This window comes from Streptomyces sp. Je 1-332 (assembly GCF_040730185.1).
Lineage (GTDB): Bacteria > Actinomycetota > Actinomycetes > Streptomycetales > Streptomycetaceae > Streptomyces.
In genome coordinates this window covers 27563-53822 of the sequence record NZ_CP160402.1, presented here as the reverse complement: position 1 = coordinate 53822, position 26260 = coordinate 27563, and the positions used below count along the sequence as shown (strand labels likewise).

The 26260-nt window shown below is 68.0% G+C and carries 26 protein-coding genes and 5 pseudogenes; 18 read left to right on the top strand and 13 right to left on the bottom strand.

All coding sequences use genetic code 11. From position 1 onward, the window contains the following. The first annotated feature begins 30 nt into the window (after positions 1-30). The 8 genes and pseudogenes from ABXJ52_RS00305 (at position 31) to ABXJ52_RS00270 (ending at position 7043) form a co-directional block, all read left to right on the top strand. Positions 31-258: a ferredoxin family protein gene (locus ABXJ52_RS00305; protein ID WP_266533934.1), complete on the top strand. Its 228-nt coding sequence runs from the start codon at positions 31-33 to the stop codon at positions 256-258. A gap of 116 nt (positions 259-374) precedes the next feature. Continuing rightward, complete coding sequence (locus ABXJ52_RS00300; protein ID WP_367038231.1) at positions 375-1742, top strand: ABC transporter substrate-binding protein; 1368 nt, start codon at positions 375-377, stop codon at positions 1740-1742. After that, positions 1739-2656, top strand: a complete 918-nt coding sequence (locus ABXJ52_RS00295) for an ABC transporter permease (protein WP_367038229.1) — start codon at positions 1739-1741, stop codon at positions 2654-2656. The genes ABXJ52_RS00300 and ABXJ52_RS00295 overlap by 4 nt, the downstream gene beginning before the upstream one ends. Next, complete coding sequence (locus tag ABXJ52_RS00290) at positions 2653-3441, top strand: ABC transporter ATP-binding protein (RefSeq protein ID WP_367038227.1); 789 nt, start codon at positions 2653-2655, stop codon at positions 3439-3441. The genes ABXJ52_RS00295 and ABXJ52_RS00290 overlap by 4 nt, the downstream gene beginning before the upstream one ends. A gap of 14 nt (positions 3442-3455) precedes the next feature. Next, positions 3456-6155 carry a fumarate reductase/succinate dehydrogenase flavoprotein subunit gene (locus tag ABXJ52_RS00285; RefSeq protein ID WP_367038225.1) on the top strand — a complete coding sequence of 900 codons (2700 nt, stop codon included), beginning with the start codon at positions 3456-3458 and terminating at the stop codon, positions 6153-6155. Positions 6156-6282: 127 nt separating this feature from the next. Beyond that, a pseudogene (locus ABXJ52_RS00280) lies at positions 6283-6371 on the top strand (helix-turn-helix domain-containing protein); the annotation flags it as partial. Between the two features lie 62 nt (positions 6372-6433). Further along, positions 6434-6657: pseudogene (locus tag ABXJ52_RS00275) on the top strand (oleate hydratase); the annotation flags it as partial. A 44-nt stretch (positions 6658-6701) separates the two neighbouring features. After that, positions 6702-7043 (top strand): hypothetical protein, encoded by a 342-nt coding sequence (locus ABXJ52_RS00270; RefSeq protein WP_367038223.1) that lies wholly within the window; start codon positions 6702-6704, stop codon positions 7041-7043. A 108-nt stretch (positions 7044-7151) separates the two neighbouring features. On the opposite strand, the gene ABXJ52_RS00265 is transcribed toward ABXJ52_RS00270, so the two are convergent. Continuing rightward, positions 7152-7619 (bottom strand): MerR family transcriptional regulator, encoded by a 468-nt coding sequence (locus ABXJ52_RS00265; protein ID WP_367038221.1) that lies wholly within the window; start codon positions 7617-7619, stop codon positions 7152-7154. Between the two features lie 81 nt (positions 7620-7700). Between ABXJ52_RS00265 and ABXJ52_RS00260 the strand changes: the two genes are divergently transcribed. Next, positions 7701-9266 carry an MFS transporter gene (locus ABXJ52_RS00260; RefSeq protein WP_367038219.1) on the top strand — a complete coding sequence of 522 codons (1566 nt, stop codon included), beginning with the start codon at positions 7701-7703 and terminating at the stop codon, positions 9264-9266. A 597-nt stretch (positions 9267-9863) separates the two neighbouring features. Further along, positions 9864-10118 (top strand): hypothetical protein, encoded by a 255-nt coding sequence (locus ABXJ52_RS00255; RefSeq protein WP_367038217.1) that lies wholly within the window; start codon positions 9864-9866, stop codon positions 10116-10118. A gap of 315 nt (positions 10119-10433) precedes the next feature. On the opposite strand, the gene ABXJ52_RS00250 is transcribed toward ABXJ52_RS00255, so the two are convergent. Together ABXJ52_RS00250 and ABXJ52_RS00245 are read right to left on the bottom strand one after the other, a co-directional pair. Beyond that, positions 10434-10775, bottom strand: coding sequence for a transposase (locus ABXJ52_RS00250; protein ID WP_367048710.1), 342 nt, complete (start codon positions 10773-10775; stop codon positions 10434-10436). 1098 nt (positions 10776-11873) lie between these two features. Beyond that, the gene (locus ABXJ52_RS00245; protein WP_367038215.1) at positions 11874-12296 is read right to left on the bottom strand and encodes a hypothetical protein; all 423 of its coding nucleotides are present in this window, start codon (positions 12294-12296) and stop codon (positions 11874-11876) included. Positions 12297-12745: 449 nt separating this feature from the next. Here ABXJ52_RS00245 and ABXJ52_RS00240 point away from each other — a divergent pair, with 449 nt between their 5' ends. After that, entirely contained in the window at positions 12746-13138 is a 393-nt protein-coding gene (locus ABXJ52_RS00240; protein WP_367038213.1) for a VOC family protein, read from the top strand. A gap of 14 nt (positions 13139-13152) precedes the next feature. Here ABXJ52_RS00240 and ABXJ52_RS00235 read toward each other — a convergent pair. Then, positions 13153-13382, bottom strand: a pseudogene (locus ABXJ52_RS00235) (IS630 family transposase); the annotation flags it as partial. A gap of 640 nt (positions 13383-14022) precedes the next feature. Then, positions 14023-14367 carry a hypothetical protein gene (locus tag ABXJ52_RS00230; protein WP_367038211.1) on the bottom strand — a complete coding sequence of 115 codons (345 nt, stop codon included), beginning with the start codon at positions 14365-14367 and terminating at the stop codon, positions 14023-14025. 353 nt (positions 14368-14720) lie between these two features. Between ABXJ52_RS00230 and ABXJ52_RS00225 the strand changes: the two genes are divergently transcribed. Beyond that, positions 14721-15335: a dihydrofolate reductase family protein gene (locus tag ABXJ52_RS00225; RefSeq protein WP_367038209.1), complete on the top strand. Its 615-nt coding sequence runs from the start codon at positions 14721-14723 to the stop codon at positions 15333-15335. Positions 15336-15601: 266 nt separating this feature from the next. On the opposite strand, the gene ABXJ52_RS00220 is transcribed toward ABXJ52_RS00225, so the two are convergent. Continuing rightward, positions 15602-16419 (bottom strand): IS5 family transposase gene (locus ABXJ52_RS00220; RefSeq protein ID WP_367038206.1). Its coding sequence is split into 2 segments (ribosomal slippage): positions 15602-16059 and positions 16059-16419, totalling 819 coding nucleotides; the frame shifts between segments, so codons are not numbered across the junction. 875 nt (positions 16420-17294) lie between these two features. Here ABXJ52_RS00220 and ABXJ52_RS00215 point away from each other — a divergent pair. Next, a pseudogene (locus ABXJ52_RS00215) lies at positions 17295-17417 on the top strand (IS5/IS1182 family transposase); the annotation flags it as partial. A gap of 53 nt (positions 17418-17470) precedes the next feature. Beyond that, positions 17471-17701, top strand: a complete 231-nt coding sequence (locus ABXJ52_RS00210; RefSeq protein ID WP_367048708.1) for a hypothetical protein — start codon at positions 17471-17473, stop codon at positions 17699-17701. Positions 17702-17721: 20 nt separating this feature from the next. On the opposite strand, the gene ABXJ52_RS00205 is transcribed toward ABXJ52_RS00210, so the two are convergent. Beyond that, a complete protein-coding gene (locus tag ABXJ52_RS00205) occupies positions 17722-18687 on the bottom strand; it encodes an NAD(P)-dependent alcohol dehydrogenase (protein ID WP_367038208.1) in 966 nt (321 codons plus the stop codon). 101 nt (positions 18688-18788) lie between these two features. On the opposite strand from ABXJ52_RS00205, the gene ABXJ52_RS00200 reads away from it, so the two are divergent. Further along, a complete protein-coding gene (locus tag ABXJ52_RS00200; RefSeq protein ID WP_367048706.1) occupies positions 18789-19469 on the top strand; it encodes a TetR/AcrR family transcriptional regulator in 681 nt (226 codons plus the stop codon). A 212-nt stretch (positions 19470-19681) separates the two neighbouring features. Here ABXJ52_RS00200 and ABXJ52_RS00195 read toward each other — a convergent pair. From ABXJ52_RS00195 to ABXJ52_RS00170, 6 genes and pseudogenes are all read right to left on the bottom strand, one after another. Further along, positions 19682-20499 (bottom strand): IS5 family transposase gene (locus ABXJ52_RS00195; protein WP_367038206.1). Its coding sequence is split into 2 segments (ribosomal slippage): positions 19682-20139 and positions 20139-20499, totalling 819 coding nucleotides; the frame shifts between segments, so codons are not numbered across the junction. A gap of 76 nt (positions 20500-20575) precedes the next feature. After that, the gene (locus ABXJ52_RS00190; protein ID WP_367038205.1) at positions 20576-21070 is read right to left on the bottom strand and encodes a hypothetical protein; all 495 of its coding nucleotides are present in this window, start codon (positions 21068-21070) and stop codon (positions 20576-20578) included. Between the two features lie 256 nt (positions 21071-21326). Beyond that, positions 21327-21428, bottom strand: a pseudogene (locus ABXJ52_RS00185) (hypothetical protein); the annotation flags it as partial. 107 nt (positions 21429-21535) lie between these two features. Beyond that, positions 21536-23101 carry an FAD-dependent monooxygenase gene (locus ABXJ52_RS00180; protein ID WP_367038203.1) on the bottom strand — a complete coding sequence of 522 codons (1566 nt, stop codon included), beginning with the start codon at positions 23099-23101 and terminating at the stop codon, positions 21536-21538. 27 nt (positions 23102-23128) lie between these two features. Next, a complete protein-coding gene (locus ABXJ52_RS00175; protein ID WP_367038201.1) occupies positions 23129-23605 on the bottom strand; it encodes a MarR family winged helix-turn-helix transcriptional regulator in 477 nt (158 codons plus the stop codon). 353 nt (positions 23606-23958) lie between these two features. Further along, entirely contained in the window at positions 23959-24333 is a 375-nt protein-coding gene (locus tag ABXJ52_RS00170) for an STAS domain-containing protein (RefSeq protein ID WP_367038198.1), read from the bottom strand. A 240-nt stretch (positions 24334-24573) separates the two neighbouring features. Between ABXJ52_RS00170 and ABXJ52_RS00165 the strand changes: the two genes are divergently transcribed. The 3 genes from ABXJ52_RS00165 to ABXJ52_RS00155 all read left to right on the top strand — a co-directional run bounded on the left by ABXJ52_RS00165 (position 24574) and on the right by ABXJ52_RS00155 (position 25850). Beyond that, positions 24574-24963 carry an ATP-binding protein gene (locus tag ABXJ52_RS00165; protein ID WP_367038197.1) on the top strand — a complete coding sequence of 130 codons (390 nt, stop codon included), beginning with the start codon at positions 24574-24576 and terminating at the stop codon, positions 24961-24963. 324 nt (positions 24964-25287) lie between these two features. Continuing rightward, positions 25288-25593, top strand: coding sequence for a DUF6247 family protein (locus ABXJ52_RS00160; RefSeq protein WP_367038195.1), 306 nt, complete (start codon positions 25288-25290; stop codon positions 25591-25593). Further along, complete coding sequence (locus tag ABXJ52_RS00155; RefSeq protein ID WP_367038193.1) at positions 25590-25850, top strand: hypothetical protein; 261 nt, start codon at positions 25590-25592, stop codon at positions 25848-25850. The genes ABXJ52_RS00160 and ABXJ52_RS00155 overlap by 4 nt, the downstream gene beginning before the upstream one ends. Positions 25851-26260: the final 410 nt, after the last annotated feature.

Below are 26260 nucleotides of genomic sequence, written 5' to 3'. Positions count from 1 at the left end.
TCACTCCGCCACTCTTTCCGGGAGACAGCCATGCCTCTGGCCCCCCAGCGCGCCGACGTGCCCGTGACCATCGACGAGTCGAAGTGCATCGACGGCTGCACGCTCTGTGTCGACATGTGCCCGCTCGATTCGCTCGCGATCAACCCGGACAGTGGCAAGGCCTTCATGCACGTCGATGAGTGCTGGTACTGCGGGCCGTGCGCCGCCCGCTGCCCCACGGACGCGGTCACGGTCAACATGCCCTATCTGCTCCGGTGATGGCGGTGAAGGAAGGCGACGAAGGTCGAGAGGCTCCCACTCCCATGCAACGCACAGCCCCCATGAAACGCACGGCTCCCACGAAACGCACAGCCCCCACCAAGCGCACAGCTCCCATGAAACGTACGGTGCTTGCCGCCGCCTCGGCCATCCTGCTGGCCCTGCCCCTAACGAGCTGCGGCGGCGCCAGCGCGGACGACTCCGGAACCGTCACCGTGACCATCGGCTACCAGTCCAAGACCATCAACACCGTCACCGCGGGCACGCTGTTGCGGTCGCTCGGCTACTTCGAGCGCGAACTCGCCGCGCGCGGCAAGCGCGAGGGCGTCACGTACAGGGTCAAATGGCAGGACTACGCCACCGGCGCCCCGATCACCGCGCAGATGACCGCCGGGAAGATCGACATCGGGTCGATGGGCGACTTCCCCCTCTTGATCAACGCCGCCCGTGGCACGCAGTTGAACCGGCCGACGAAGCTCGTCTCCGTCACCGGCTACAACCTCCGCGGAGGGCTCAACACCATTGTCACCGGCACCGATTCGAAGCTCTCGGCACTGAAGGACCTGCGCGGCAAGAAAGTCTCGACGAGCGTCGGCTCGGCTGCCGACGGCACCCTGGTACGGGCGCTGCGGCAGTCCGGCATCGACCCGGACGAGGACATCCGCAAGCTCAACCAGCAGCCGGCCGTGGGTGCCTCGGCGCTCCAGGCGGGCAGCGCTGACGCGCTCTCGCAGTTCGTGGCATGGCCCGGCCTGCTCGCCTTCCAGGACCGGGCCCGCGCACTGTACGACGGCGCGGAACTGGACCTGCCGACCTTCCATGGGGTCACCACGCGGGAGGACTTCGCGAAGAAGCGTCCCGGAGTCCTGCAGGACTTTCTGCGCGCCCAGGCCAAGGCGACCGACCATCTCAACAAGCGGCCGGTCGCGGCCGCGGAATCAGTGGCGAAGGCGACCGGTCTTCCGCCCGAGGTCGTCTACCTCTACAACGGCATGCACGGCATCGCCACCTTCGACCCCACGATCAAACCCGCGCTGGTGGCCGCGTTGAAGAAGGACGTGCCCGTCCTGAAGTCGGCGAAGCTGGTGGGCGATGTCGATGTCGACGCCTTCGTCGACGAGCGATATGTGAAGAAGGCGTACGGCGACGGATACGCCACCGCCCTGACCGCCACCCCCAAGCCCCCGCGCAGCGAGCTCTGGCTGAAGGGCGAGAACAAGACCCGGTCCTTCGCCGAACCGGCCGACATGCTGCGCCAGGCAGCCGCGCACCAGGGCAAGGTGCGTGCCGCGTACGTCCCCGACACCACGACCGGGACGTCCTGGTTCGCCGACAAGGCCGTGTGGGTGGCGGACGGCAAGAAGCTCCTGCCCTTCGTCACGCCCTCCACCGCCACGGCCTACACCAAGGCGCATCCGGGGGCGCGCACCATCTCGTACAAGCAGGCCCTCACACACAACACGGCGCAGGGGCAGGCGTCATGACGGAGCATCATCTGGTGCGCGCCCTGTCGCTCGCCGCGGCGCTAGGCCTGTGGCAGCTCCTGACCGCTCTCGATGTCGAACTGTGGCTGCGCTTCGAGCAGTTCCCCACCGTCATCGACGTCACGCGGGAGTTCGGGCAGCGCATCGGCAGCGACGAGTACTGGCAGGACCTCACCGACAGCCTCAGCCGCATCCTGACCGGCTTCGCCCTAGCGGCAGTCGCGGGCGTGGCCGTCGGTACGGCGATCGCCCGCTCCCGTCTGGCCGCCGATCTGCTCGGTCCCGTCCTCGAAGTGCTGCGCCCCATACCGGCGATCGCCCTGGTGCCCGTGGCGATCCTGCTCTTCCCCAGTAACGAGCAGGGCATCGTGTTCATCACCTTCACCGCGGCGTTCTTCCCCGTCATGGTCTCCACCCGGCACGCGGTCCGCGCCCTGACCCCGGTCTGGGAAGAGGCGGTGCTCACGATGGGCGGTGGCCGGTGGCGGGTCCTCGGCTCGGTGGTGCTGCCCGGGGCGCTGCCCGGCATTCTCGGCGGGCTCTCCGTCGGCATCGGCGTTTCGTGGATCTGTGTGATCTCGGCGGAGATGATCTCCGGCGAGTACGGGGTGGGGTACCGCACCTGGCAGGACTACACGGTGGTCGACTACCCCGGCGTCTTCGTCGGCATGGTGACGATCGGAGCCCTCGGGTGGATGACGTCGACGGCTTTGGAGGTGCTGGGCCGAAGGATGACGCGGTGGCTGCCACGGACGGAGTCCCGCCTTGAGGTACCGGTGCTGCCGCGCCGGACCCGGCTGAGCATTTCGCGACCAAAACCCCGCTTCACCACGGCCGTTGATGCCGGTGCGCATGCCCCCGTACATGCGCCGGACCGCCCGTACAAGGAGACGCATGGAGGCGTGAGGCCATGAGCACACCCCCGGAGACCACTCTCGCTTCCGTCCTCGCCCCGCCCCGAGGAACCCGGCTCACCCTGCGCGGCGCCTCGATCGGGCGGGCGGGGGCCGCCGTCCTCGACGGGATCGATCTGGACATCGCAGCCGGCGAGGTCCTCACCGTCGTCGGCCCGTCCGGATGCGGAAAGTCCACCCTGCTTCGCACCCTCGCGGGGCTGCTGCCTCCCCTCGGCGGGCGGATCACCCAGGACGGGACCCCCATCACCGCGCCCCACGCCGAACGTGCTCTGATCTTTCAGGACGACGCGCTGCTGCCGTGGCGCACTTTGCGCGCCAATGTCGAACTGCCGCTGGCCATCCAGGGGTTGAGTCGCTCCGGGCGCCGCGCCCGGGCCGAGGAATGGCTGGAGCGTGTCGGCCTCCGCGCGCACGGCGTCAAACTCCCGCACCGCGTCTCGGGAGGTCAGCGGCAGCGCGTCCAGCTCGCCCGCGCCCTCGCGGGAGAGCCGCGGGCCGTCCTCATGGACGAGCCGTTCGGCGCGCTCGACGCGCAGACCAGGGCCGGGATGCAGCAGCTCCTGGCCGACGTATTGCGCGGCACGGGCGCGACCGTCGTCTTCGTCACCCATGACGTGGACGAGGCGATCTTCCTCGGCGACCGCGTCGCGCTCCTCGGCACCGGCCACACCTCGCGGCCCGTGACCGTCCTCGACGTGCCGCGCCCCCGCGACCGTACGTCCCACGACGCCCCAGCCACCGTCGAGCTGCGCCGCACCGTTCTGACGTCCCTCGGCACCTGAGAGGCCCTCCTTACATGCAGATCCCCGCAGTCACCGACGCCCAGGAGCTCTCCTGCGACGTCCTGGTCATCGGCGGCGGCACGGCCGGCACGATGGCCGCGCTCACCGCGGCCGAACAGGGTCGCGACGTCCTCCTCCTGGAGAAGGCGCACGTCCGCCACTCCGGCGCCCTCGCCATGGGCATGGACGGCGTCAACAACGCCGTCATCCCCGGCCGCGCCGAACCTGACGACTACGTAGCCGAGATCACCCGCGCCAACGACGGCATTGTCGACCAGTCCACCGTCCGCCAGACCGCCACCCGCGGTTTCTCGATGGTGCAGCGACTGGAGTCGTACGGGGTGAAGTTCGAGAAGGACGAGCACGGCGAGTACGCGGTGCGTCAGGTGCACCGCTCCGGCTCGTACGTCCTGCCCATGCCCGAGGGCAAGGACGTGAAGAAGGTCCTCTACCGGCAGTTGCGCCGCCGCGAGATGCGCGAACGCATCCGCATCGAGAACCGTGTGATGCCGGTCCGGGTCCTCACGGCGGACGGCCGGGCCGTCGGAGCGGCCGGATTCAACACGCGTACAGGCGAGTTCGTGACTGTGCGTGCGGGCGCCGTGATCCTCGCGACCGGCCCGTGCGGCCGCCTCGGCCTGCCCGCGAGCGGCTACCTCTACGGCACGTACGAGAATCCCACCAACGCGGGCGACGGCTACTCCATGGCCTACCACGCCGGTGCCGAGCTGACCGGCATCGAGTGCTTCCAGATCAACCCACTGATGAAGGACTACAACGGCCCCGCCTGCGCCTACGTGGCCAATCCCTTCGGCGGCTACCAGGTCAACCGGCACGGCGAGCGCTTCGTCGACTCCGACTACTGGTCGGGCCAGATGATGTCGGAGTTCGCGGCCGAACTCGCCTCGGACCGTGGGCCGGTGTACCTCAAGCTCAGCCATCTGCCGGAAGAGTCGATCAGCGCCCTCGAGAACATCCTGCACTCCACGGAGCGGCCGACACGGGGCACCTTCCACGCGAACCGCGGCCACGACTACCGCACCCACGACGTCGAGATGCACATCTCCGAGATCGGCCTGTGCGGAGGCCACTCGGCGTCGGGCGTCCGCGTGGACGACCACGCCCGCACCACCGTGCCCGGCCTGTACGCCGCGGGGGACCTGGCCTGCGTGCCGCACAACTACATGATCGGCGCGTTCGTCTTCGGCGACCTGGCAGGCGCGGACGCAGCGCGATTTCGCGTATACGAGGGCGAGTTGCCGACCGAGCAGGTGCAAGACGCCCACGAACTGATCTACCGCCCGCTGCGCAACCCGGACGGACCTCCGCAACCGCAGGTCGAGTACAAACTGCGCCGCTTCGTGAATGACTACGTCGCACCGCCGAAGTCGGGCGCGCGGCTTTCACTGGCCGTGGACCACTTCGAGCGGATGCGCGGCGAAATCGACGAGATGGGCGCGCAGACACCGCACGAGCTGATGCGCTGCGCCGAGGTGCACTTCATCCGGGACTGCGCGGAGATGGCGGCCCGTTCCTCCCTGGCCAGGACGGAGTCCCGCTGGGGCCTCTACCACGAGCGCACGGACCACCCGAAGCGCGACGACGTCTGGCTGCACCACCTGGACCTTCGCAAGTCCCCAGCCGGAACGATGGAGTTCACCGCGCGCCCGGTGGAGCCGTACCTGGTCCCGGTCGAGGAATTCACGCCGGTCGGCGGCGCGTCACGTCAGCTGGGCGAGGTGCACCTGGAGCAGGTGGCCACGGCCGGTCAGCGCGACCTGGCCCCGGTCGGATCACCCACCCGAACGAGCAGCACGGAAACGCGGGACACGACCACCGCCGCCTCCCACTCACCACGCATCCTGGAACTGCTCACCCTCATTGAGCAGGAGCCCGAACTCCCCCTCCTGCACCCCTTCTTGACCGACCCGAACCCCGCCGTGCGCCGCTCTGCGGTGGCCGCGCTCACCGAGACCGTCCCCGCGGGTACGGGCCCGGCGCTGGCCGAGACACTCGCGGACCCGGATCCGGGAGTCCGCGGCGCCGCTGCCGCCTCCTTGCGCGAACTGGTGGAAGTCCTGCCGCCAGGACCGGAGTTGGGCAGCGGGCTGCGCGCGGCCCTTGCACATGGGGACGCCCTGGTCCGGTCGACGGCCCTGGACGTCCTGCGCGCCCTGCGCCTGGGCGACGCCGCCGCTTACGCCCCTGCCCTCTCCGACCCGGACATCGAGGTCCGTATCGCGTCGGTGCGCGCCCTGGTCTCGGTCGGCGCCCTCGACGCCGTCGCCCGCGCAGGAGTCGACCCGGCCCGCGAGGTCCGCGTCACGGTGGCCCGCGGCCTGGACACCCCGCAGGCGCTGGCCCGCCTGCTGCACGACGCGGACATCCTGGTCCGCGCGGCGGCGTTCACCACCCTGGCCTCCGTGGGTTGCCCCACCCCGTACGACCTCGCGGCCGAGGACGCGCTGGCCGCCCCGTCCTGGCAGGTACGCACAGGTGCGGCCACGGCCCTGGGCGCAGCCGACCCGCACCGCGCCGTCCCCGCGCTGTCCAAAGCACTCGGCGACCCCAACGCCGACGTCCGCAAGGCCGCTGTTCTGGCCCTGCTCCGGCACCCGGCGCACGAGGACGCTCGTACGGCACTTGCCACGGCAGTCCTTGACCCGGACGCGGATGTCCGTGCCTACGCGGCACGGGCGGCTGCGCCTGCATGACCGGCTCGGCGCGGACCCATGCCCCTCATCGACCCGTCCCCGCTCACTGGCCGAGCGGCGACCTGGTCGGTGTGCGACTGACCGAGCGGCGACCTGGTCGGCGTGCGGGGCGGCGACCAACGTCAACCTGTCCATCCTCAAGAACGGACGCGCCAAAGCGATCCGAATCACCACCCTCACTCGCATCTGCGAGTGCTCCGATGCCGGCCCGGTGATCAAGGCGGCCATCGCGGCGATCGTGGTGAGCGCTCCGGCCTGGGGAAGGCGGCGGGCGAGGCGTCCCTGACGCTTCCACCAATCTCGCCTTCATCGGCCAGTACGCCGAAGTCCCCGACGACGTGGTTTTCGCCGTGGAGTACTCCGTTCGCACCGCCTGGACCGCGGTCGCACAGCTCCTGGAGCTCGACAAGCAGCCCCCGCCCTCTACAAGGGCCAGCACAACCCCAAGGTCCCTGCGGACCGCTTACCGGGTTACGACCCGCGTCCCTCTGTCAGTTGCTAGCGACTAACGTGGGATACAGGCTGACGACGGGGGAGGTGCATACGGTGGCTCACACGCCGGCTGAGGGAGTCCTGGCTCGCTCATACATCTCCGACGATGGCGCGGTCAGGTTCAATGTCGAGGACTTGACGGTTGCTCAGCAACCGGACCGCAACGTCACGTTGACCTACCGTCTCACCGTCGAGCGGAAGAGCCGCGACGACGAGTGCTGGGTGTTCACATTGCCATGGAGTGACAGGTCCTTTGTGGACGTGTTCACCTCATCAGCCCCTGATCCTGAGCGTCTTCGCCAACTGGTTGAGCTGGTGCGGGGCCTTTTGGAGGAGTGGTGGGACACCAAGGGGTACAACCGGCACTTCGCGAAGATGGGACGCCGGTGTCCCTGAGCTGCCGCTGCGGGCAGTAGGTCATGACGTCGTTGAGGGCGGTCTGCTGTGGCGTGCACTCTCGGCAGGGGACGACGGCTGGTGGTTCGGGGCCCGCGGGGAGATTGCTCAGTGAGCTCCCGGTGAGCGGTTGGGCGCCCATAGCTGGTCGGCGTCACCAGCGGCGAGTCGGTCTCGATAGACGTCGATCTTGTGGTCGATGAGTTTCAGGTTCTCCTGAAGTTCGACCATCCTGGCCAGCACTTCATCACGATGCGACTCAAGCAACTCCAATCGATCATCTTCGTTGCCTTGGCCTGCCGCGACGAGCTCGGCGTAGCGGCGGATGCCGCGGATGGGCATGCCGGTCGCCCGCAGTCTGGTGCAGATGGTGATCCACTCAAGGTCGAGTGGGTGGTAGCGGCGTCGACCGCCGTGGGTGCGGTCGACGGGCGTGACGACCAGGCCGACACGTTCGTAGTAGCGCAGGGTGTGCACGCTGACTCCGGTGCGGCGGGCGGCCTCGCCGATGCTCAGACCTGCCTGGGGGTCGGAGTGAGGGTGCTCGGTTTCGGGCTGCGGATTGACCTCGACCACGCTCTAGATCCTAGTTTCGTGGTCAGTTGCCGCCAACCCCTCACTGCCGATCGTCAGCAGTGTCTCTCGACGGGAGCCCGCATGCCCGAACTCAGCCGACGCCGCCGGCTCTTGGTGCTCGTGATCTGCTGCGCCAGCGTGATCGTCGTGGTGATGGACATCTCTATCGTTAACGTAGCGCTGCCGTCCATCCGCCGCGATCTGCGCGCCTCGGTCTCTGGCCTGCAGTGGACGGTCGATGCGTACACCTTGGTGCTGGCCGGCTTCCTGGTGCTGGCCGGCTCCACCGCTGACCGGGTCGGTCGTCGGCGCGTCTTCCAGGTCGGCCTCGTCGCCTTCGGACTGGGCTCGCTGCTGTGCGGCCTGGCGCCGAGCCTGGACTGGTTGATCGTGGCGCGGGCACTGCAGGCTGTCGGCGGCGCGATGCTCAACCCGGTGGCGATGGCGATGGTGGCCATCACGTTTCCCGAACCGGCCGAGCGGGCCAGGGCCATCGGCGTGTTCGGGTCGATGACCGGTCTGTCGCTGGCGCTCGGCCCGATCCTCGGCGGCGCCCTGGTCGACGGCTTCGGTTGGCACTCCATCTTCTTCATCAACGTTCCGATCGTGGCCGCTGCGATCGTGTGCACCGCGCTGTTCGTGCCCGAGTCCCGAGCTGTCCGGGCACGCCGTTTCGACCCCGTGGGCCAGACCCTGGTGGTCTTGGTACTGGGCAGCGTCGTCTTCTCGATCGTCGAGTCCAGGCGGCTGGGCTGGACCTCGCCGCTCATCCTGGGTCTGCTTGGCGTGGCCGTGCTCGGCGTGTTGGGCATCCTTGGCTACGAACGGCGCCGCGTCGACCCGCTGTTGGAACTGCGCCTTTTTCGCAGCGTGCCGTTCAGCTCGGCGATCCTGATGGCGCTCTTCGCCCTGTGCGCTTTCGGCGCGTTCCTGTTCGTGACCACCCAGTATCTGCAAGACGTACGCGGCCTGTCGGCGCTGGCGACCGGGCTGTGCCTGCTCCCGGTCGGGGCACTGGTCGTCGTGCTCTCCCCGGCCACCGGCCGACTGGTCGGCACGTGTGGTGCCAGGTTGCCGCTGCTGGTTGCCGGTGGCGCGCTGGCGCTGGGCGGCGGAGCGTCGCTCTGGCTCGGACCGGACACCCCACTGCCGGCTGTGCTGGCGACCTATCTGCTGTTCGGCGTCTTCCTGGGCACCGTGAACCCGCCGATCACCAACACAGCGGTCTCCGGCATGCCCGGTTCGATGGCCGGGGTGGCCACCTCGCTGGCCTCCACAGGCCGGCAGACCGGAACCGCCCTTGGCGTTGCCATCTCCGGAACGATCGTGGGTTCGGCCCTGCCCAGCGGCGGCACAGCGTTCACCGGCGCGGAGCGCGGCGTGTGGTGGATGGTGCTCGGGCTGGGCTTGGCCATCGTGGTCCTGGGCCTGCTGAGCACGGGGCGGTGGGCCTTGGGTACCGCGGCGGGAGCGGTGGCCTTGTTCGAGGAGGTGGAACGCGGGGTGGATCCGCAAACCGTGTCCAGCGGCCGCCGAGACCATCGAGAACGCGGCCTTCGCCCATCTCTGGCGCGGGCCGTGAGCCGAACCCGCCTCCGGGGGCACGGTCGAGTCCGACGGCGACCGTCGACACGCTCACGACGCTGATGGAGGGCCGGTTTCCGGGTCAGTTCACTCCGGCACCGAGCCGTGACCCCCACATGTCCCTGGCGTACACCACGGAGGGTGCCGAGGACGTCCCCGCGGTCGAGCTCAGGGGGCCTGGCGGCCGTTGAGGGGCCGCTGTCGGGGACTGGGCACGTGGATCGGTAGCACCCTAGTCGAGCAGTGGCACGACGGCGCGGCCATCATGTGGAACCACTAAACCCGAGCGCCGAAGTGCCGGTCGCTGGCGCGAAGTTGTGACTTCAGCCCCCCGGGCCACGATGGCAACGGCTTCGCTGAACTGACCTTTCCCAGATGCGGACTCGCAGCAGCGCTGGGACGTGGAGCGGGCGGGGCGGTTCAAGTACGACCTGTACTGCGATGGCAGGTTCCTCTATTCCTCCCCGCACCTGACTGTGCGGGGAAGCACTGGCACGCTTCACGCGCGGCGGAGGGGTGCATGACAAGCGCAGAGCTTGTTTCTGAACCTCGGATGCATGACGATCGTCAGCCTTGGGGTTCGTGGCGGTCCTTATACGCCTGAAAGGTTGGGGGATGGCGACTCGTCGATGGCTCACGGCCCTTGCCTACGTTCTGGTCATGGTTGGGGCCGCCATGTTCTTCATCAATGCCGAGGCGGTTTTGAACGGCAGTGCCGTCGAGTGCGACGGCAGCCCGATGAGACCAGGTCAGTGGTGCTCAAGCTTCAGCGGCGGCGGAAGCGTCAGCTATGACGAGGAGAAGAAGAACGAAGCCCGGGGGGAACTTGTCGGGTACGTCGGGGTGGGCCTCGGCGGCCTCGGCATCCTTCTCTTCGTCAGCCATGGGATCGCCACGCGACGAAGAAGCCGGTGACGCCCCTGTCGGCCGTTTGCGCATCGGTCACGGCGACGGCTAAGAGTGGCCGGATTCGATCCGAGGCTGGTCGTGGAGGGCCAGTTCGGTGCGATTGTTGGGAGATCAACCTGGAGTACCCGGAAAATCGTGAGGACTGGGTGACGGAACTGCAGGCACCGTTGATCCGGGGCTGATCAATCGCGCCTCAGCCTGGCCGTGATCACGTTCAGGCAGCGGGAGACCGCTACGGTCTCCCGCTGCCTGGCTTCAGTCGTGAGAGCTTCTTGTAGCAGGTCAGGGCGGCAGCGAGGTCAGGCGGCGGTAGTCGAACAGTCAGGCGATCGACTGCTCGATCTTCCGACGGTGTCGGCCGAGCCCTTGGCCCGATTCGATCCCCGGACGCGCGATGCGCGGGATCAGCCCGCGTTCGCGTAGCCAGGCTAGGTGGTCGGCGGAGAAGTACGCCTTGTCCGCGCGACTCTTGCCGGGACGGCGCGGACGCGGTCCGCAGCGGGAGCGAACCGCCAGAATTCCACGGATCAGCGGCTTGAACGCCTGGCGGTCGTGCAGGTTCGCCCCGGACACCGCAACGGCCAGCGGGATGCCTTGGGCGTCGGACAGGACGTGCAGTTTGCTGCTCTTCTTGCCGCGATCAACCGGATTCGGCCCGGTCAGGGTCCCCCCTTCGCCCGGACCGAGGCGGCGTCAATGATTGCCGAGGTCCAGTCGACCCCGCCCTGGCGCCGGGTTCGTCCAGCACCGCCCGGTGAAGCCGTCGCTCCCGTCTCGGTCCACGCGAAACGGGCGATGCACCGTCGCGGGAGACGTACCGAACGTCGGCGGTAGATGCCGCCGGGCGCAACCGCTGGTCAGTACGTACACCAGGCATTGATCACGGCCCGCTCATCACACGGGGCGGTCCACCTTCCTGCGGGCTAGCAGGGAACGACGGCAGCGACGGGGCGACCAGTTCCGAGAGTTCGCCCGGAACCAGCCGCTGCGACAGATCAGAAACCACGACCGGTATCATGCCGCACAGACTTCACACCACGTGAGACATCCTCTTAATTCGTCTACCCACAGGCCTCCAGATCTTTGTAATCGGGAGTCAAGTTCCAGCGGGTGATCAAATCTTTCACCTTCGATGTTCTACCTTGTGGAATGTACTGATCCAGACTTCCACCGTATGACGCGCGCCAACTTTGACCGGCGGCGTCCTTGAATAAGAGCTCCAAATTTAGGTCACCCCTGATTTCGTGCCCGTGGGTCCCCAACTGGTAGGTGACGCGGGAGCAGGCGGGAATTAAACGGGCGTTGAATCTCTGGACGTCTTTACCTGTTTCGCCTTCAATGTTGACGATCACTCTATAAGTGGGGGTCAAGGCCCTGTTTTCTAGCACGAGTTCGGAAGGGGGCCCTCCCTGTCGATGGCCTTTAAAGTAGAAGCTAACTGCACCAGCCGCCTTTCGATCCGAGATCTCGGAACTTTTCTTCTGATCAAAATACGTGATCAGCGCTAAAACGAGAGCAGGTATCGCGATCGCAGCCGTTAGTACGGTTGATGCGGTATTTAGGCGTTGATGCCTAGCGTCTGCTTGTTCGCCAGACTCGTCCCTAGCACGACGGGGAGGACGCGCCGCCTGGGCGAGGTGAGTGCGGGGACGGTTGCGCCTACTGGTTTGCGCGCGAAGTTGCCGAGAGCTCGTCACACTCAGTGTTGTACCGGACCCGTTGCCAAGCCGGGCGGGTTTTCGCTCCAGGCTCATTGACAACTCAACGATTACATAGGGAAGTTGCCAACAGGGTCGGCCCCGCTCGTTCCGGTCTCGGGTAAGGGTGGGGACACTTCGGCTGGTACCGCGGTGGCGTCCCAATCAGGGTGCAGGATCTTGACCTTGGACGAGGTTGATACGGCGCCAGTTCGGGGAGCAGGTCGAGCGTTGTCGCCTTGCTCTGCTCGCTCTCGGCGACACCATCGCCGGCCTTCTTCCGCCAGGTGACCATGGACAGGGTGCCGCGGCTGTCGACCTCGGTCGCGGTGATCGGGGCGCCGCGGGCATCGAGGCCGAATGACCGGGCGCTGTATCCGGCCGACTGGGCGGCTTGCCGTGCCAGTGCCTGGGCGCTCCGCTGGTGTTCCTCGATCCGGATTTCGAACTGGCTCAACGTGATGGCGCTGCCCTCGTTGGGCGGCATCTTCAGCGAATACCAGACCTCGTTGTCGTCGTCGAATCCTGCGCCTTGTCCGGGCCCGTAGTCGCGTAGGTATCCGCCGGGGGACGATCAGCCGGGCGCGGGCGAGGCGGATGTCGCGCATGCATGACGTCCACACGTCGTCGATGGCCCCGAACCCTTCCCGGATGCCTTGGAAGTTGCTTCGCCCCATCGACGCTCGACCGGTGCAGCCGGTTGGGCCCGACGTTCGGACCGTAGACGACGGTGAGATAGGTGATGCCGGTGGTGCATGGCCGCCGTGAACGTGCTCCGGAGGTGACCGAGAGGGCGGCGCGCGACCACGTCGAGTTCTGCCGATTGGTCGCGCGCGAGGTCTACGAGTTGCGCTAGTGCTCTGACCACATTGGTTCGCCGGGTTGGCGGTCCTGCTCTCGGGGTTGTCGATCGATCCAGCCGTAGGCTCCGCTGTCATGGGATCAGCGATGTCTTTTATCCATCCCCTGGGCGTGTTCGCTTCCGACTTCGCGGCGAGTGAAAGATTCTACACCGCGGCGCTTGAGCCGCTTGGGATCTCTGCCGGTTATCGAGCGGATGGTGTCGCCGAGTATTGGCATCCGGAGCGGGATACGCCCTCGGTGTCGTTGGAACGCGCGGAGCAGTCGGCTATGGCGACTCGGGGAATGCACCTCGCGTTCGATGCCGGGAGTCGAGAAGCGGTAGACATGTTCCACTCCGCTGCGGTGGTGGCCGGGGGCGTCTCCCGGCACACTCCTCGGCTTTGGAGTGAGTATCGCGCCTACTGTGCGTTCGTCAGCGATCCCGATGGCAACAACATCGAGGCCGTTCACAAGGAGAGCCAGTAGCAGCTTGGCCCTGGTCAGGCTGCCTCAGCGTCTGCGCGTCGGCCCCGACGGATGCCCTTCCACATCGAATGCGGGCGCGTTCGCGTTGTTGGGCGGTCAGGACGTCGGGATGGCGGGCATGGGCGTTGCGCCAGCGCAGGTAGGCGTGCAGGGCCCGAGTCTGCTTGGGGTGGTTGGGGTAGCCGGAGTTGGCGATGGTGAACTGCCTCATCGGTCCGAAGTGCGCCACGGCCGGGTTCGCCCAGCGTCCTCCCGCACCAGCTGAGCGATCACCGGCACGCGGTTCGCGCCGGCCGACGCCAACATCATCGCGTGCCGGTGACGCACCGAACTCACGCTGCCCCGGCGCACGATCTGCTGCAGCCGCGGCCCCTCCTGGTCGGTCAGCCTGCGCACATGGACAGGCTCAGCCACCGCGTCATAGCGATCGGAACGGACGTCTCCGCACATCCAACGGCTACGACCACCAACCGGCGAACCTAGGCGGGCACAGTCGCCTACGCGGCAGAGGTCCGCCATCAGCAGCGCCCGGCCCCTGCGCATGGCGGGTCACCAGCAATCTGCCCAGGCCATGGCCAGGACAACGTCGCGGATTTTCTTGACGAACAGGCAGTCGTGCCCCCCTGGCCAGGGCGGCAGGCCGAAGAGTTGCGCTGCCGTCTCCAGGCTCAGGATGAACTACCAGTGTTGGCTACCCGGTGGTTGCACAGCGCAGCCAATTGCATGCGGGTGGTTTCCTTTAGGGCATTGGCTGAGCTGAGGCTTTGGCGAAATGATCGCGTCAGGCGCGGCTCGGGTGGCGGCCGCGGCGTGCCACGCGGTGACGAACGCCCTGGCTTCCTTTTGCCGAAGTGGCACCAGGTGCAGCCGTAGCTCTTCCCCGCTTACGACTGCGATGCGGCCAGGAGGCCGGAGAGCTGCGCCCAGGTCGTGGTCCCTAGGACGTCCTCGGCGAATCCGGCCAGGGTGGCGGCCCACAAGGTGTACGGCGTGCCGTGGCGCAGGTAAGACAGGACCTCGAGGTCGCACAGGATGCGGTCATCGAGGATTGCGATGGTGGCGCGCCGGTCGGTGATGGGGGCCGCGGTCCAGGTGCTCGAGCTGGTCCAGGTGGCGAGCGAGTCAGGGACGCCCGATGTATGGGTGCACAGGCCAGAGTTGACGACGTTCTGGGCGCGGACGGCGAGCGAGGCGATCCGAGTGCGGGGCGGTACAGCGATCGTGAGCATGGCCGCGGACCGTCAAGACGCGTCGCGGCTTGCGTCGCGCCCTTGTCGATCTACGTGTACGGGTTGTCGACTATGTTGCCGCCGTAGTAGTCACCATCGTGCAGACCGAGCCGAGCACACGCCAACTCATAGTTGGAGAGCCTGTGGCACTCGGGCCCCTACCACCGTGTGTGTACGGCCGGCATCGAGTCCCTCCGGACTCTTATGTCGCTGCTTGATCACCACATTCGCGTTATCGAGAAGACGAACCGCTTATCGGTGTGGCGGATCTAGGCGAAAGGACAGGAGCGCGGTGGCACACCGGCCCGGCGCCCCAGCCGATGAATTCGAGCGACGCCTACGGTCTACCGGGTATGACTCGAATCATCGCTGACATCTCGGTCTCCCTCGACGGCTTCGTGACCGGCCCCGACGCCGGCCCGGAGAACGGCCTCGGCACCGGCGGGGAGGCGCTGCACACCTGGGCGTTCTCCGACGACCCCGAGGACCGCCGCTTCCTGCAGGAGGGGACCGCCCGTTCGGGCGCCGTCATCCTCGGGCGCGGGCTCTTCGACGTGGTCGACGGGCCCGGCGGTTGGGACGACTCGGTGGGTTACGGCGCTGGTGAGGTCGGCAAGCCCGCCTTCGTCGTCGTGACGAGTGCGCCGCCGGAGTCGGTGCGCCTCGCCGACCTCGACTGGACCTTCGTCACCACCGGCCTGTCCGACGCCGTCGCTGTCGCTCGGGGACATGCCGAGGCGGCGTCGGCCGCCCGCGGGAAGGACCTCGACGTCGTCCTCATGGGCGGCGGCGCAACGGTCGGCTCGGCCGTCGAAGCCGGGCTGGTCGACGTGCTGTCGCTGCATCTGGCGCCCGTCGTACTCGGCGCCGGTACTCCCTTGTTCACCGGCAAGACCCCGCGCACGTTGACGCAGCGGAATGTGACGGCGACCTCGACGGCGACGCACTTGCTCTACGACGTTCTCTGAGCCCCATGGCGTCCTCTGGGGATCCCCCCCCCAGGCCGGCTCGGACGCCGGGGTCCCGGCGGGTCCGGGCACGCGCGCGGCCGGAGCGTGTTCGTACTGGTCGGCCTTGAGCCGGAGTGCGCACAGAACACCACTGAGGACGATGGCGGCTATCACTGGGGAGACGAACGTCGGCGGCCTACTGGAAGGCGCTCGTGCGGCTGCCCTGTCACGGGTAGGAGCGGCGGGACCGACGAGGAGACCGGCCTCCGCTTCTGTAAAAGGCGCTAACAAAGCCGTTGGACGTGGCGGTGGGTGATCAGGCAGACGGCGAGACCGAGGAAGGCCTCATGGATGTCGTCGCGCCGTTCCCAGCGGATGCGCAGGCGGCGGAAGCCGTGGAGCCAGGCGATGGTGCGCTCGACGACGTAGCGGAAGATGCCCAGGCCGGTGCCGTGTGGCTCGCCTCGTTTCGCGATCACGGGGCGGATGCCGCGCTGCCAGAGCAGGCGGCGGTACTTGTCGTGGTCGTAGCCGCGGTCGGCGAGAAGCGCGTCAGGGCGTCGGCGCGGTCTGCCGACCCGTCCCGCGACGGCTGGGATCTTGTCGAGCAGGGGCAGGAGTTGGGTGACGTCGTTGCGGTTTCCGCCGGTCAGGGTCACTGCGAGCGGGATGCCCTGGCCGTCGACGATGAGGTGGTGCTTGCTGCCCGGCCGTGCGCGGTCGACCGGGCTGGGCCCGCTTTTGGGCCTTTACGAGCTGCCCTGACGTGGGAGGAGTCGATCACCGTCCGGCCCCAGTCGATCTGGTTCTTCGAGCGCAGCTTCTCCAGCAGGACGACGTGGAGTTGGTCCCAGACGCCGGCGTCATTCCAGGCGGCCAGGCGCCGCCAACAGGTCATTCCCGAGCCGAAGCCAAGCTCCTGGGGCAGATACTCCCACTGGATGCCGGTATGCAGCACGAACAAGATCCCGCACAGGGCCTGCCGATCGGGCACCCGCGGTCTGCCCTGTGCCAGCTTCGGTCCAGGCTCGGGCAGCAACGGCTCGATAAGCGACCACAGTTCATCCGACACGATCCACGGCCGCGACTGACGTTTCGCCACAACCAGACCAACGAGCCGACGCGCCAAGAGTCACATGATCAACCGCTTTTGTTAGAAGCAGTAAGGCGCAGGCCGTCACTCTCGCGCTTCCAGGTGCGGTACTTGCCGGTCAGGCACAAGGACGGGCCGTCGGCAGAGTAGGCGTCGCCGCCCTTGGTACGGCCGTTCTTGGTGTCGATGGGCCGGTTGCCGCGACCGTTGACGCGCTCGCCGCAGGATGGGCTATCCGGCCTTGCGGGCGAGGGTCGCGATGTGAACGGCGGTGGCTACCGCGAGGGCAGGGTTCTCATCTGGTGTTCCTTCGTTCGTGGCTGGCTGGTGGTTGCTCTCCACCAACATCGAACAATCAGCGCGGTGAATTTCATGTGGACCGAACTGGGGAACTGTCCCGAGGATTGCCCACGCCTCCCATTCGATGGCGGCTCTAGGGGAGTGGTGCTGCGCCCGCGCCCGGAGGGTTTCCGGGCGCAGCGTCAGGCGGCCACGTCAGCCGAACGCCGCGGTGTGCGCTTCGGCTTCAAGGACCGCAGCGGCTGCCTCAACATCGGCTCTCAGGTTCACCCCGGCACGTTTGAGGGCCTCGAGCAGCTCCCCGGCCGTCGGGTCGTGCCCCTGGTCCGAGGCGACGGCATGCCTGGCGACCGCGGACGGCAGGGCGACCGTGCAGTTGGTGGCGCCCTAGGCCTGTCCGGCGAGACCTCGCCCCCGCTGAGCGCCCTAACCGGCGACCGACGCCGGATAGAGAGCTCAGTCACAACAGCCCTATGCGGGTGACGGAGTGTCAGTGTGTCCAGTTGTGGTGATCACGGGCTGGGACGCTCACGCGGCGGGTTCACCACCAAACTGCACTGGCCGTTGAGCAGGGCCAAAAGCCCATGTCCATCGTGGTGGCCGCTGGGCAGCGCGGGGACTCGCCACAGTTCGAACCCGTCCTGGAGAAGATCCGCGTGCCCCGCATCGGGCCGGGGCGGCCACGTCTCCGTCCCCATCGAGTCCGCGCTGACAAGGCATTCGCCTCCCGTAGAAACCGCGTCCACCTGCGCCGCGCGGAATCCGCTGCACTATTCCCGACAAAGCCGACCAGGCGCGCAACCGCCTCAAGCGTGGATCGCGTGGCGGCCGCCTGCCGAAGTTCGACAAGGACGACTACCAACAACGGCGCGCGGTCGAGTGCGGGATCAAACGCCTCAAGAGGCACCGCGCCGTCGCCACGCGATACGACAAACTGGCGGTCCGCCACGAGGCGACCGTCCTCATCGCTGCCATCAACGAGTGGCTGTGATCAGCACCTCCACAGTCGACCTACGCGACCCTGACCACGTACTTGCCCTGGACGCCGCCCGCTTCCAGCGCCTGGTGTGCCGCAGCTGTCTCCTCCAGGGGGAACACCGTGTCCACCGCAGGGCTCAGCTTGCCCTCGACCACATGGCGGGCGAGGTCGTCGAAGTCCGCCCTCGTGGGGTTGCCGCTGAAGAAACGCACCCGGCCGTGTCCATGGACTGTGCTGGCCGCGAGGTAGCCGAGCGACGCCGCAGGCCGTTTCAGGTCGAAGGCGATGGTGACCATGCGACCGCCCGGATTCAGTAGGCGCCGGAAGGCCCGCAGGTCGGTCCCCGCGGTGTCCAGGACCACGTCGAAGCGGCCCAGTTCCGCCGGCCGCACGGCCTGGTGGTCGACGACCTTGTGCGCGCCGAGCCCGCGGACGAAGTCGAGGTTGGCTGCACGGGCGAGTGCCGTGACCTCGGCGCCGTACGCCCGTCCGAGCTGGACGGCGGCGTTGCCGACACCGCCCGAAGCGCCCCGGACGAGGAGTCGTTCGCCAGGGCGCAGCCCGGCTTTGTCCCGCAGCGCGGTGATGGCCGTGGTGGCTACCGGCAGCGCGGCGGCGTCCACCAGGTCAAGGCCGTCGGGGAGCGAGCCGACCCGTTCAGCGGGTACGGTCACGTACTCGGCGGCGCTGCCGAACCCGGAGGTGCGGCCCAATACCCCCCACACGCGGTCGCCGGCCGCGAACCGGGTGACTCCGGCGCCCAGTGCGACGATATCGCCGGTAAAGTCCAAGCCGACGCGCTTGGGGAATTTCCGGCCGGTCAGGAGACGGAGACGGCCGGCACGTGCTGCCAGTTCGCCGCCGTTGACGCTGAACGCGCGCACCTTCACAAGGACCTCGCCGGGGGCCGGCTCAGGGCGCGGCACGCAGCCCGTGTACAGCACATAGGGGCCGCCATAGCGGTCGTAGAGCACTGCCTTCATCATGCGGTCGTTCATCGTTCTGCCTTTGCCGCCGGGGGCCGTACAGGGATCTGGCATCGACCGTAAGCTCTTAAGTGGACGCAATCGTCCGCTTGTACCGGAAGCGAGAGATAGTGATGGCGGAATCCTCTCGGATCACAGCCCGGGACGGGATGCGGGCGGACGCCCGGCGCAACCGAGAGCATGTTCTCGTCGCCGCCCGTGCGGTCTTTGCGGAGCACGGGATCGACGCCCCGATGGCGACCGTGGCCCGACGGGCCGGGGTCGGCGTGGCGACGCTGTACCGGCACTTCCCGACCCGCGACGCCCTGGTGAGAGACGCATTCGCGCAGCAGATGGAGACCTGCGCGCGGGCGCTCACCGAGGCTCTGGCCGCCCCTGACCCGTGGCAGGGCTTCCAACAGCTGATCGAGACGGTCTGCGCTCTGCAACGGGAGGAACGCGGGTTCCCGGCCGCGTTCCTCGCGGCCTTCCCGGAAACCGCGGCGGAACACGCGCAATCCCGGCAACGAGCCGAGCGGGGCTTCACGACTCTGGTACGCAGGGCCCAGGCGTCGGGCGCGCTACGGTCCGATTTTCACCCTTCCGACCTCGCCGTGGCCCTATTGGCGCACGGCGGTCTGGTAACCGCCCTACCGGACGACGGTGCAGCGTCCCGGCGCCTGGTGGCCTATCTGCTCCAGTCGTTCCGCACCGACCCCACCAACAAACCGCTGCCCCCACCGGCTGCACTGACACTGCGCAGCCTCCCGATTGCAACAGAAAGTCCCCAGGGGCAACGACCCTCCCGAGCCTGACAAGAAACGGTACTTGCGCCAGAGCACATCTAGTCCGATAGCGCCGCTTTCGCAACAGGCCCTAGTTGTATTGACCCGCGGCGTCGTTGACGCGGCTAACCGTGGGTGGCCGCCGAGTGCGGTGTGGCAGCGGTGGTGGTTGTCGCAAGGCGCCGGTCGAAGACCTCGGCGACGACGGCTCGGAGTTCGGGGTTCTCCAGGGCTTAAAGGCGCTAACAAAGCCGTTGGACGTGGCGGTGGGTGATCAGGCAGACGGCGAGACCGAGGAAGGCCTCATGGATGTCGTCGCGCCGTTCCCAGCGGATGCGCAGGCGGCGGAAGCCGTGGAGCCAGGCGATGGTGCGCTCGACGACGTAGCGGAAGATGCCCAGGCCGGTGCCGTGTGGCTCGCCTCGTTTCGCGATCACGGGGCGGATGCCGCGCTGCCAGAGCAGGCGGCGGTACTTGTCGTGGTCGTAGCCGCGGTCGGCGAGAAGCGCGTCAGGGCGTCGGCGCGGTCTGCCGACCCGTCCCGCGACGGCTGGGATCTTGTCGAGCAGGGGCAGGAGTTGGGTGACGTCGTTGCGGTTTCCGCCGGTCAGGGTCACTGCGAGCGGGATGCCCTGGCCGTCGACGATGAGGTGGTGCTTGCTGCCCGGCCGTGCGCGGTCGACCGGGCTGGGCCCGCTTTTGGGCCTTTACGAGCTGCCCTGACGTGGGAGGAGTCGATCACCGTCCGGCCCCAGTCGATCTGGTTCTTCGAGCGCAGCTTCTCCAGCAGGACGACGTGGAGTTGGTCCCAGACGCCGGCGTCATTCCAGGCGGCCAGGCGCCGCCAACAGGTCATTCCCGAGCCGAAGCCAAGCTCCTGGGGCAGATACTCCCACTGGATGCCGGTATGCAGCACGAACAAGATCCCGCACAGGGCCTGCCGATCGGGCACCCGCGGTCTGCCCTGTGCCAGCTTCGGTCCAGGCTCGGGCAGCAACGGCTCGATAAGCGACCACAGTTCATCCGACACGATCCACGGCCGCGACTGACGTTTCGCCACAACCAGACCAACGAGCCGACGCGCCAAGAGTCACATGATCAACCGCTTTTGTTAGAAGCAGTTAGGCCACCACGCTTCATCCCAGCGCGCGTAGGAGCAGGCCTGTCTGGTGCGCGATGGCCTGCTGGCACTTTGCATTTTGTCGTTCGTCCGCCACTGTGACTCGCCCGGTCAACTGGGATACCAGGACTGCCTCATAGCAACTGGACAGGCACTCCAGCGCCTGGTCGGCCGACAGGCATCCGCGGGGTGCTTCGAAGAGTCGAACCAGCACCATCAGGAAGGGACCGACTGCTGGCCTGGTGGGGACATCTGGCAGAAGGTCGTAGCGAGCCAGAAACTCTCGTGCGAAGGCCGCGTCATCCCACCAGCTCGTAGGAGCTTGTGCACGCAGGGACAGAACGGACTCGACCAGCTCGAAGTGCGGTTGCGGGAAGAAGTGGTCAAACGGCGGCTCGAACAGCGGAATCGTCGATGCCACCACGTCCAGCACAAGGTCAGCCAGTGGGCTGCTGTCCAACGCCTCCAGCTGTTCTCCGTATGGCGCGATGTCCTGGTCCCACAGCTCCAACCCGATCTCCCCATCGCTCTGCCACCCGTGAACCGTAGCTGGGGACGTTCATCCGTCCATAACCGGGGAGCCGAGGTCGTATGCCGACAGCACGAACTGGCGCTGCGCACCGGCCACATCGACGGAACAAATAGAAACCAGCTCTCGCGATCAAGCGGCCGGGCAGGGTCGTCCTGCCCGGCCGGGTGACTACTCGCAGGGGGGCGGTAGCGCCTTCCTCAAGGCTCTGAGCGAGTTCGGGCGGCTTGGTGAGGAACTAGGGCCTGCTTGATCGGACGTCGCGCCACGGCGAGCCGGTGCGGGCACGCCACCAGATGGCGTCCAAGACCTGCCGCTGGCCCCGGGGTTGGCGTCCTGCTGATGGCGGGGGGCTGCAGCAGCGGCATAGCCGATCTCATTGATCGTCGCTCAGATTTCCTCCGAGCCACCCCGAGGGCCGTCGAGATGGTGATCAGCGCGTTGGGTTCATAGGCTGGCATCGGGCTGCAGCGCTTGCTGGATGGCGTTCTGGACGTTGGTATCGCTGTCCGCCTCGGTCTTCGGTGCGCGCCAGGCGATGACCTGGTCCGGGCGGATGAGGAGGCCGTCGCAGCGTGGCCCGCCGTAGACGTTCTCCCACCGTTGCCGGTGGCGGGCCTCCACGTCGCCGGGATCGACGGTGCGGACGCGGACGCCAGGGACCGGGTGATGCTCCAGTGCGATTGCGGTGCGGCTGGTGGCAGAGGCCACGAAGGTGAACGCGGCGGGGTCGAGCAGGTCCAGCGTGCTGGCGGCGGGGCCGGTGAGGGGTACGTGGGCGGCGCGGGTTCCGGGCCGCCCGCTCGGGGCGGCGGGGTCCTCCACGGCGGTGCCCTGGTGCGGCATTTTGGTGCCGTCTAGCTGGTAGCTGAATCCGAGGGCCAGTGTGGTGGCGTCGAGTTGCTCGGCGGGGGCGGGTTGGCCGGGGGTCTTGCGGGAGCGCAGCAGCGCTTGGGCGACGGTGAGGGCTACCAGTGAGGCGCGTTCGGCGTGGTAGGTGTCGAGCAGGGCGTCCGAGGCGTCGCCACGGCAGGCTGCGGCGAGTTTCCAGGCGAGATTGTGCGCATCCTGGACGCCGGTGTTGCCGCCGAAGCCGCCGTAGGGCGGCATCTGGTGGGCGGCGTCGCCGGCGAGGAAGATCCGTCCGCGGCGGAAGTTGTCGGCCGTGTATGCGCCGGTGGTCCAGGTCAGCACGCTCTCCACCTCGGGGCTGAGGTCGGACAGTCCGGTGGCGGCGCGGATGACCGGCACCAGATGCGAGGCCAGGGCCTCGGGATCGTCCGCTGCCCAGTCCGCTCGGAGATGGGTGCCCAGCTGCCAGGTGCGGTCACCCTTGTCGCCGCGTGCGAAGAGGAAGGCTCCGGCGTCGCGCGCCATGAGCGCATCGACCCAGCGGCCGCGCAGCGCGTGTTCGAGGTCGGCGCGGAAGAGGGCACTGACCGCAGTGCCGGGCACGGCCTCACCCTCGAGGCCGATCCCCAGCGAGGTTCGGATGGGGCTGCGAGCTCCGTCCGCCGCGACGAGGAACCGGGCGCGGATGACCTGCCCGCCATCCGGCCGCGCCAGCCGGGCAGTGACACTGTCGGCGTGCTGTTGGATGTCCGTAACCTCAGTGTCGAACAGCACCCTGGCCCCGCGGGCGGTGGCGCGCTTGCGCAGGATCGGCTCGATCCGCTGCTGGTCACAGGAGTACGGAGCGACCGGGCTCAGGCCCTCGCCGGCCACTTCCTCCTGCGGTGGCGCGATCCAGGACTCGTGCGGTGAGGCGAGGTTGTCGGCCACCGCGAAGCCGGCGCTCGGCTCGCCGGCCGCGCGGATCTCGTCATCGACGCCCAGGGCCCGGTACAGCTCCATGGACCGGACGTTGACCAGGCGCGCCTTCGGGTGCCGGGACGTCTCCCGGTGCCGTTCGGCCACGGTCACCTTGACGCCTTGCTGCGACAGAAACGCACCGGCCGCCAGGCCCACCAGCCCGCCACCGACGATCAGCACGTCGCAGTCCAACTCGCTCATTTTCTACTCCCATGATGTCGTTCGCCGTCACCTCTCCGGCTGCCGCCACGGATTGGCGGTCCGCGCCGCTGCCGGGCCGGCGGCGGCATCCGCAGCCAGAGCGGAGACGAGACGGCTCAGCTGACCGGCGAAGGTGTCGATCTCCTGCTGATCCCAGTCGGTGAGCAGCCGGGAGAATTCCGCTGACAGCTGCCGCCGGAAGTCCGAACGAGCCTGCTGACCTGCCTCTGTGAGCTCGATCGAGTACGAGCGGCCGTCCGCCGCGTTGCCGACCCGGCGCACCAGGCCGGCCTCCATCAGGTCGGCCACCGCGCGGGAAATCGACTGCGGGGGCACCTGCAGCTCCTTCGCCGCGTCCGAAGGCGGCACCGGCGCCTGAGCAGCGAGGTTGAGCAGCCCCAGAGCCACCGGCCCCAGCGGCGAGCCGGCCGCCGCCCGCCGCTGCAGCTGCGCGGCCCGATGCAGCTCCCGGATGATCAACCATACCGAATCAGTTCCTTCCATGAAGGAACTATATCGCCGCGCACAAGAGTGTCGGCCGCAGTGGTTTCCTGGCCCCTGATGCCAAGCACGGGGGTCCTACTCGGTCTGACCGCTGCGCCGTCCTGGGGCGGTTAAGCGTCGCCGCGGCTGCAGGCGCAAAGGCCGACGCAGCATGAGTTGGCTCCGGCGCCGCCCGGACCCACGCTCCGGCATGGCCGTCGCCCGAGCAGATAGCCGGCCGCGAGCGCGGCGGCTGCGGCGACGACGACGCCCACCCCTCCCGGGAGACGAGCCCGTACGGTCAGCCGTGCTGATCGTTCTGTTCGTCTGCTGCACACCGTGTGCTGGTGCGGGTGGTGGTGTGCGTCGGCGGGCTAGGTGAGTGCTTGGCTCAGGGTGTCGTGGCAGTCCAGGACGGTGTCGGCGCCGATGATGTCCAGGGTGCGTTTGACGGCGGGGGAGGGGGCGGCCAGACGCAGCCATCCGCCGGCTTCTGTGTGGGTGTGGTGGGCGGCCAAGAGGATGTTGATGCCGCTGGAATCCATGAAAGTGACCAGCGAGAGGTCGAGGACCACTCGGGGGCGGAAGGCATCGCTTTCGGCCAGGGCCTGGTGCAGTGCCGGGCCGCTGTGGTGGTCGATCTCGCCGGCCAGGGACAGGACGCGGATGCCTTCGGCGTTGGTGTCCTGGATCGTCAGGGACCCTGGGGGTGGCGAGGGTTGCGTTCCGGTCGGCTCTTGCTGCGTCATGGCGGCGATGGTGGCACACCGGGCCTGCCGCCTGCACCCCTGCGTCATACGGCTGGCCGGGGTGAGCCTGCCCGCGACGGCGGGGTGTGATCTGCGGATTCAGGGGTAGCGGGAAAATTTGCCGACGGGGAATGCAAGGTGGGGCAATGGACGCAGAGTGCGGTGAGAGTAAAGGCGGGGAGAGTAAACGGGGAGAGTAAAAGGGAGGTTCCCGGAACGCAGGGGGGCTTCCTCGAGACGATGGTGGCGCTTGAGGGGGACAGCTCCTGTATCGCCCGCGCCCGCCGGATGGCCGCCGAGTTCCTCACTGCAGCCAGCGTGCGCCATCAGGTGCCGGTCTCCCAGCGCACCCTTGACCTTGCGCAGCTGGTGGTCAGTGAACTGGTCACCAACGCGCTGAAGTACGCACCGGGCCCGGTGCTGCTGCGCCTGCGCATCACCGGAGATCTGGTGAAGGTCACGGTGTGGGACTCCGAGCCGAATCTCCCCAAGGCCCGCAGCGCAGATGCCAGACGCATCGGCCAGCACGGCCTGGAGATCGTGCAGGCGATCGCCCGGGAACTGTTGGTGGAACGGCAAGCCGTCGGCAAGCGCATCACTGCGGGCCTCGCCCTGGCCGACAGCCCCTGAGGCAGGCTCAGCACAGAGCGGAGCCCGGACAGATCCTCGGGTAGCCGGCACGGAGCCCGTTGCGGCGAGTCGAAGTCCGCGAGCAAGACCTCCAGGCGGGATAAGAAGCCGTTTCGCAGCTGGGCCGCGAGCGCTCGCCCAGCGGATCGCAGGTCCGACGAAGGGCGCCAGCTCTACACGGAGGCCAAGCGGCGCGGCATCAACGGCCGGTCTGCGATGAACAAACAGCAACTGGCCAAGGCCCGTAGGAGGGATCCGCCCATGCCCGCATCTACGGGTACCCGAGGCGAGTACCGTGAGGTGACGACCCGCCGGGAGGACCAGATGAGCGCGCAACCCGACCACGCCCCCCTCGCGCCGTATGCCCCCGCCCCGGGGGCTCCGGCCGAACTCCTCGCCCAGCTGCGCGCCGACCGGCGCGCCGCGCAGTGGGTGCCGGCCTTCGAGCGGCAGTGGGCGAGCGCGCTGGAGCATTCCCGCCGCACGTTCTCCCTCGCTGCGCTGTATGAAGTCGTCCAGGAGTGGCAGGGTCTCATTGCCTCCGCTCCGGCGGTAGACGCCTTCGTCGCTTCCGCCTACGACGACAGTGAGTTCATCGACATGGCGGAGCTCCGTGGCAGGCGCCGGTGACCGGACAGCCGTACGCGGTCCGCTTCTCCTCCCCGGCCGCAAAGATCCTTGACACCCTGCCCGAGCACGTCGAAGACACCGTGTGGGACGTCCTGGATGCCGCCGCCCGCGACCCGTGGGGTTTCCGGCAGTTCAACGTCCACGACTCCGAGGGCGAGGACGTGCGCCACGCGTCCGTCGGCCAACTGTCCCTCACCTATTGGGTGAACAGGCCCCTGCGCCGCCTGTCGGTCCTCACCATCACCTGGCTCGGATAGCCACCCAGTGACAACTCCCCGCCCCTTGGCACTCGAACTGCCAGGGGGCGGAGTTTCGCATCGTAGCCACTGCCGTCTCCACCGGTAGCCACCCGGGCGGCACCGCGTATCTGCTCGCAGCCGTCACCCGTTGCCGCGGTAATCGGCGGCGAGCGCGGGCCGCGTGACGACGATGCCCATCACGCCCCCGCATGCCGATCAGCCGTTCCATCCGCTCCGGTGCAGGGTCGCTGCTCTGCTCCGTTGATTGCCGATCCAGGCACCAAGCCGGAGCTTCCGTTCCTTCCTTGACTGTGTCGGGCTCCGCCTCGGAATCTTCGCGCGGGCCGACTGTGATGGCTCTAGATCTCGGTCAGCCTGTGCCGCCCGGGGCACCACCATTCACCGGAAACAAGGAGAGGTTGGTGTCT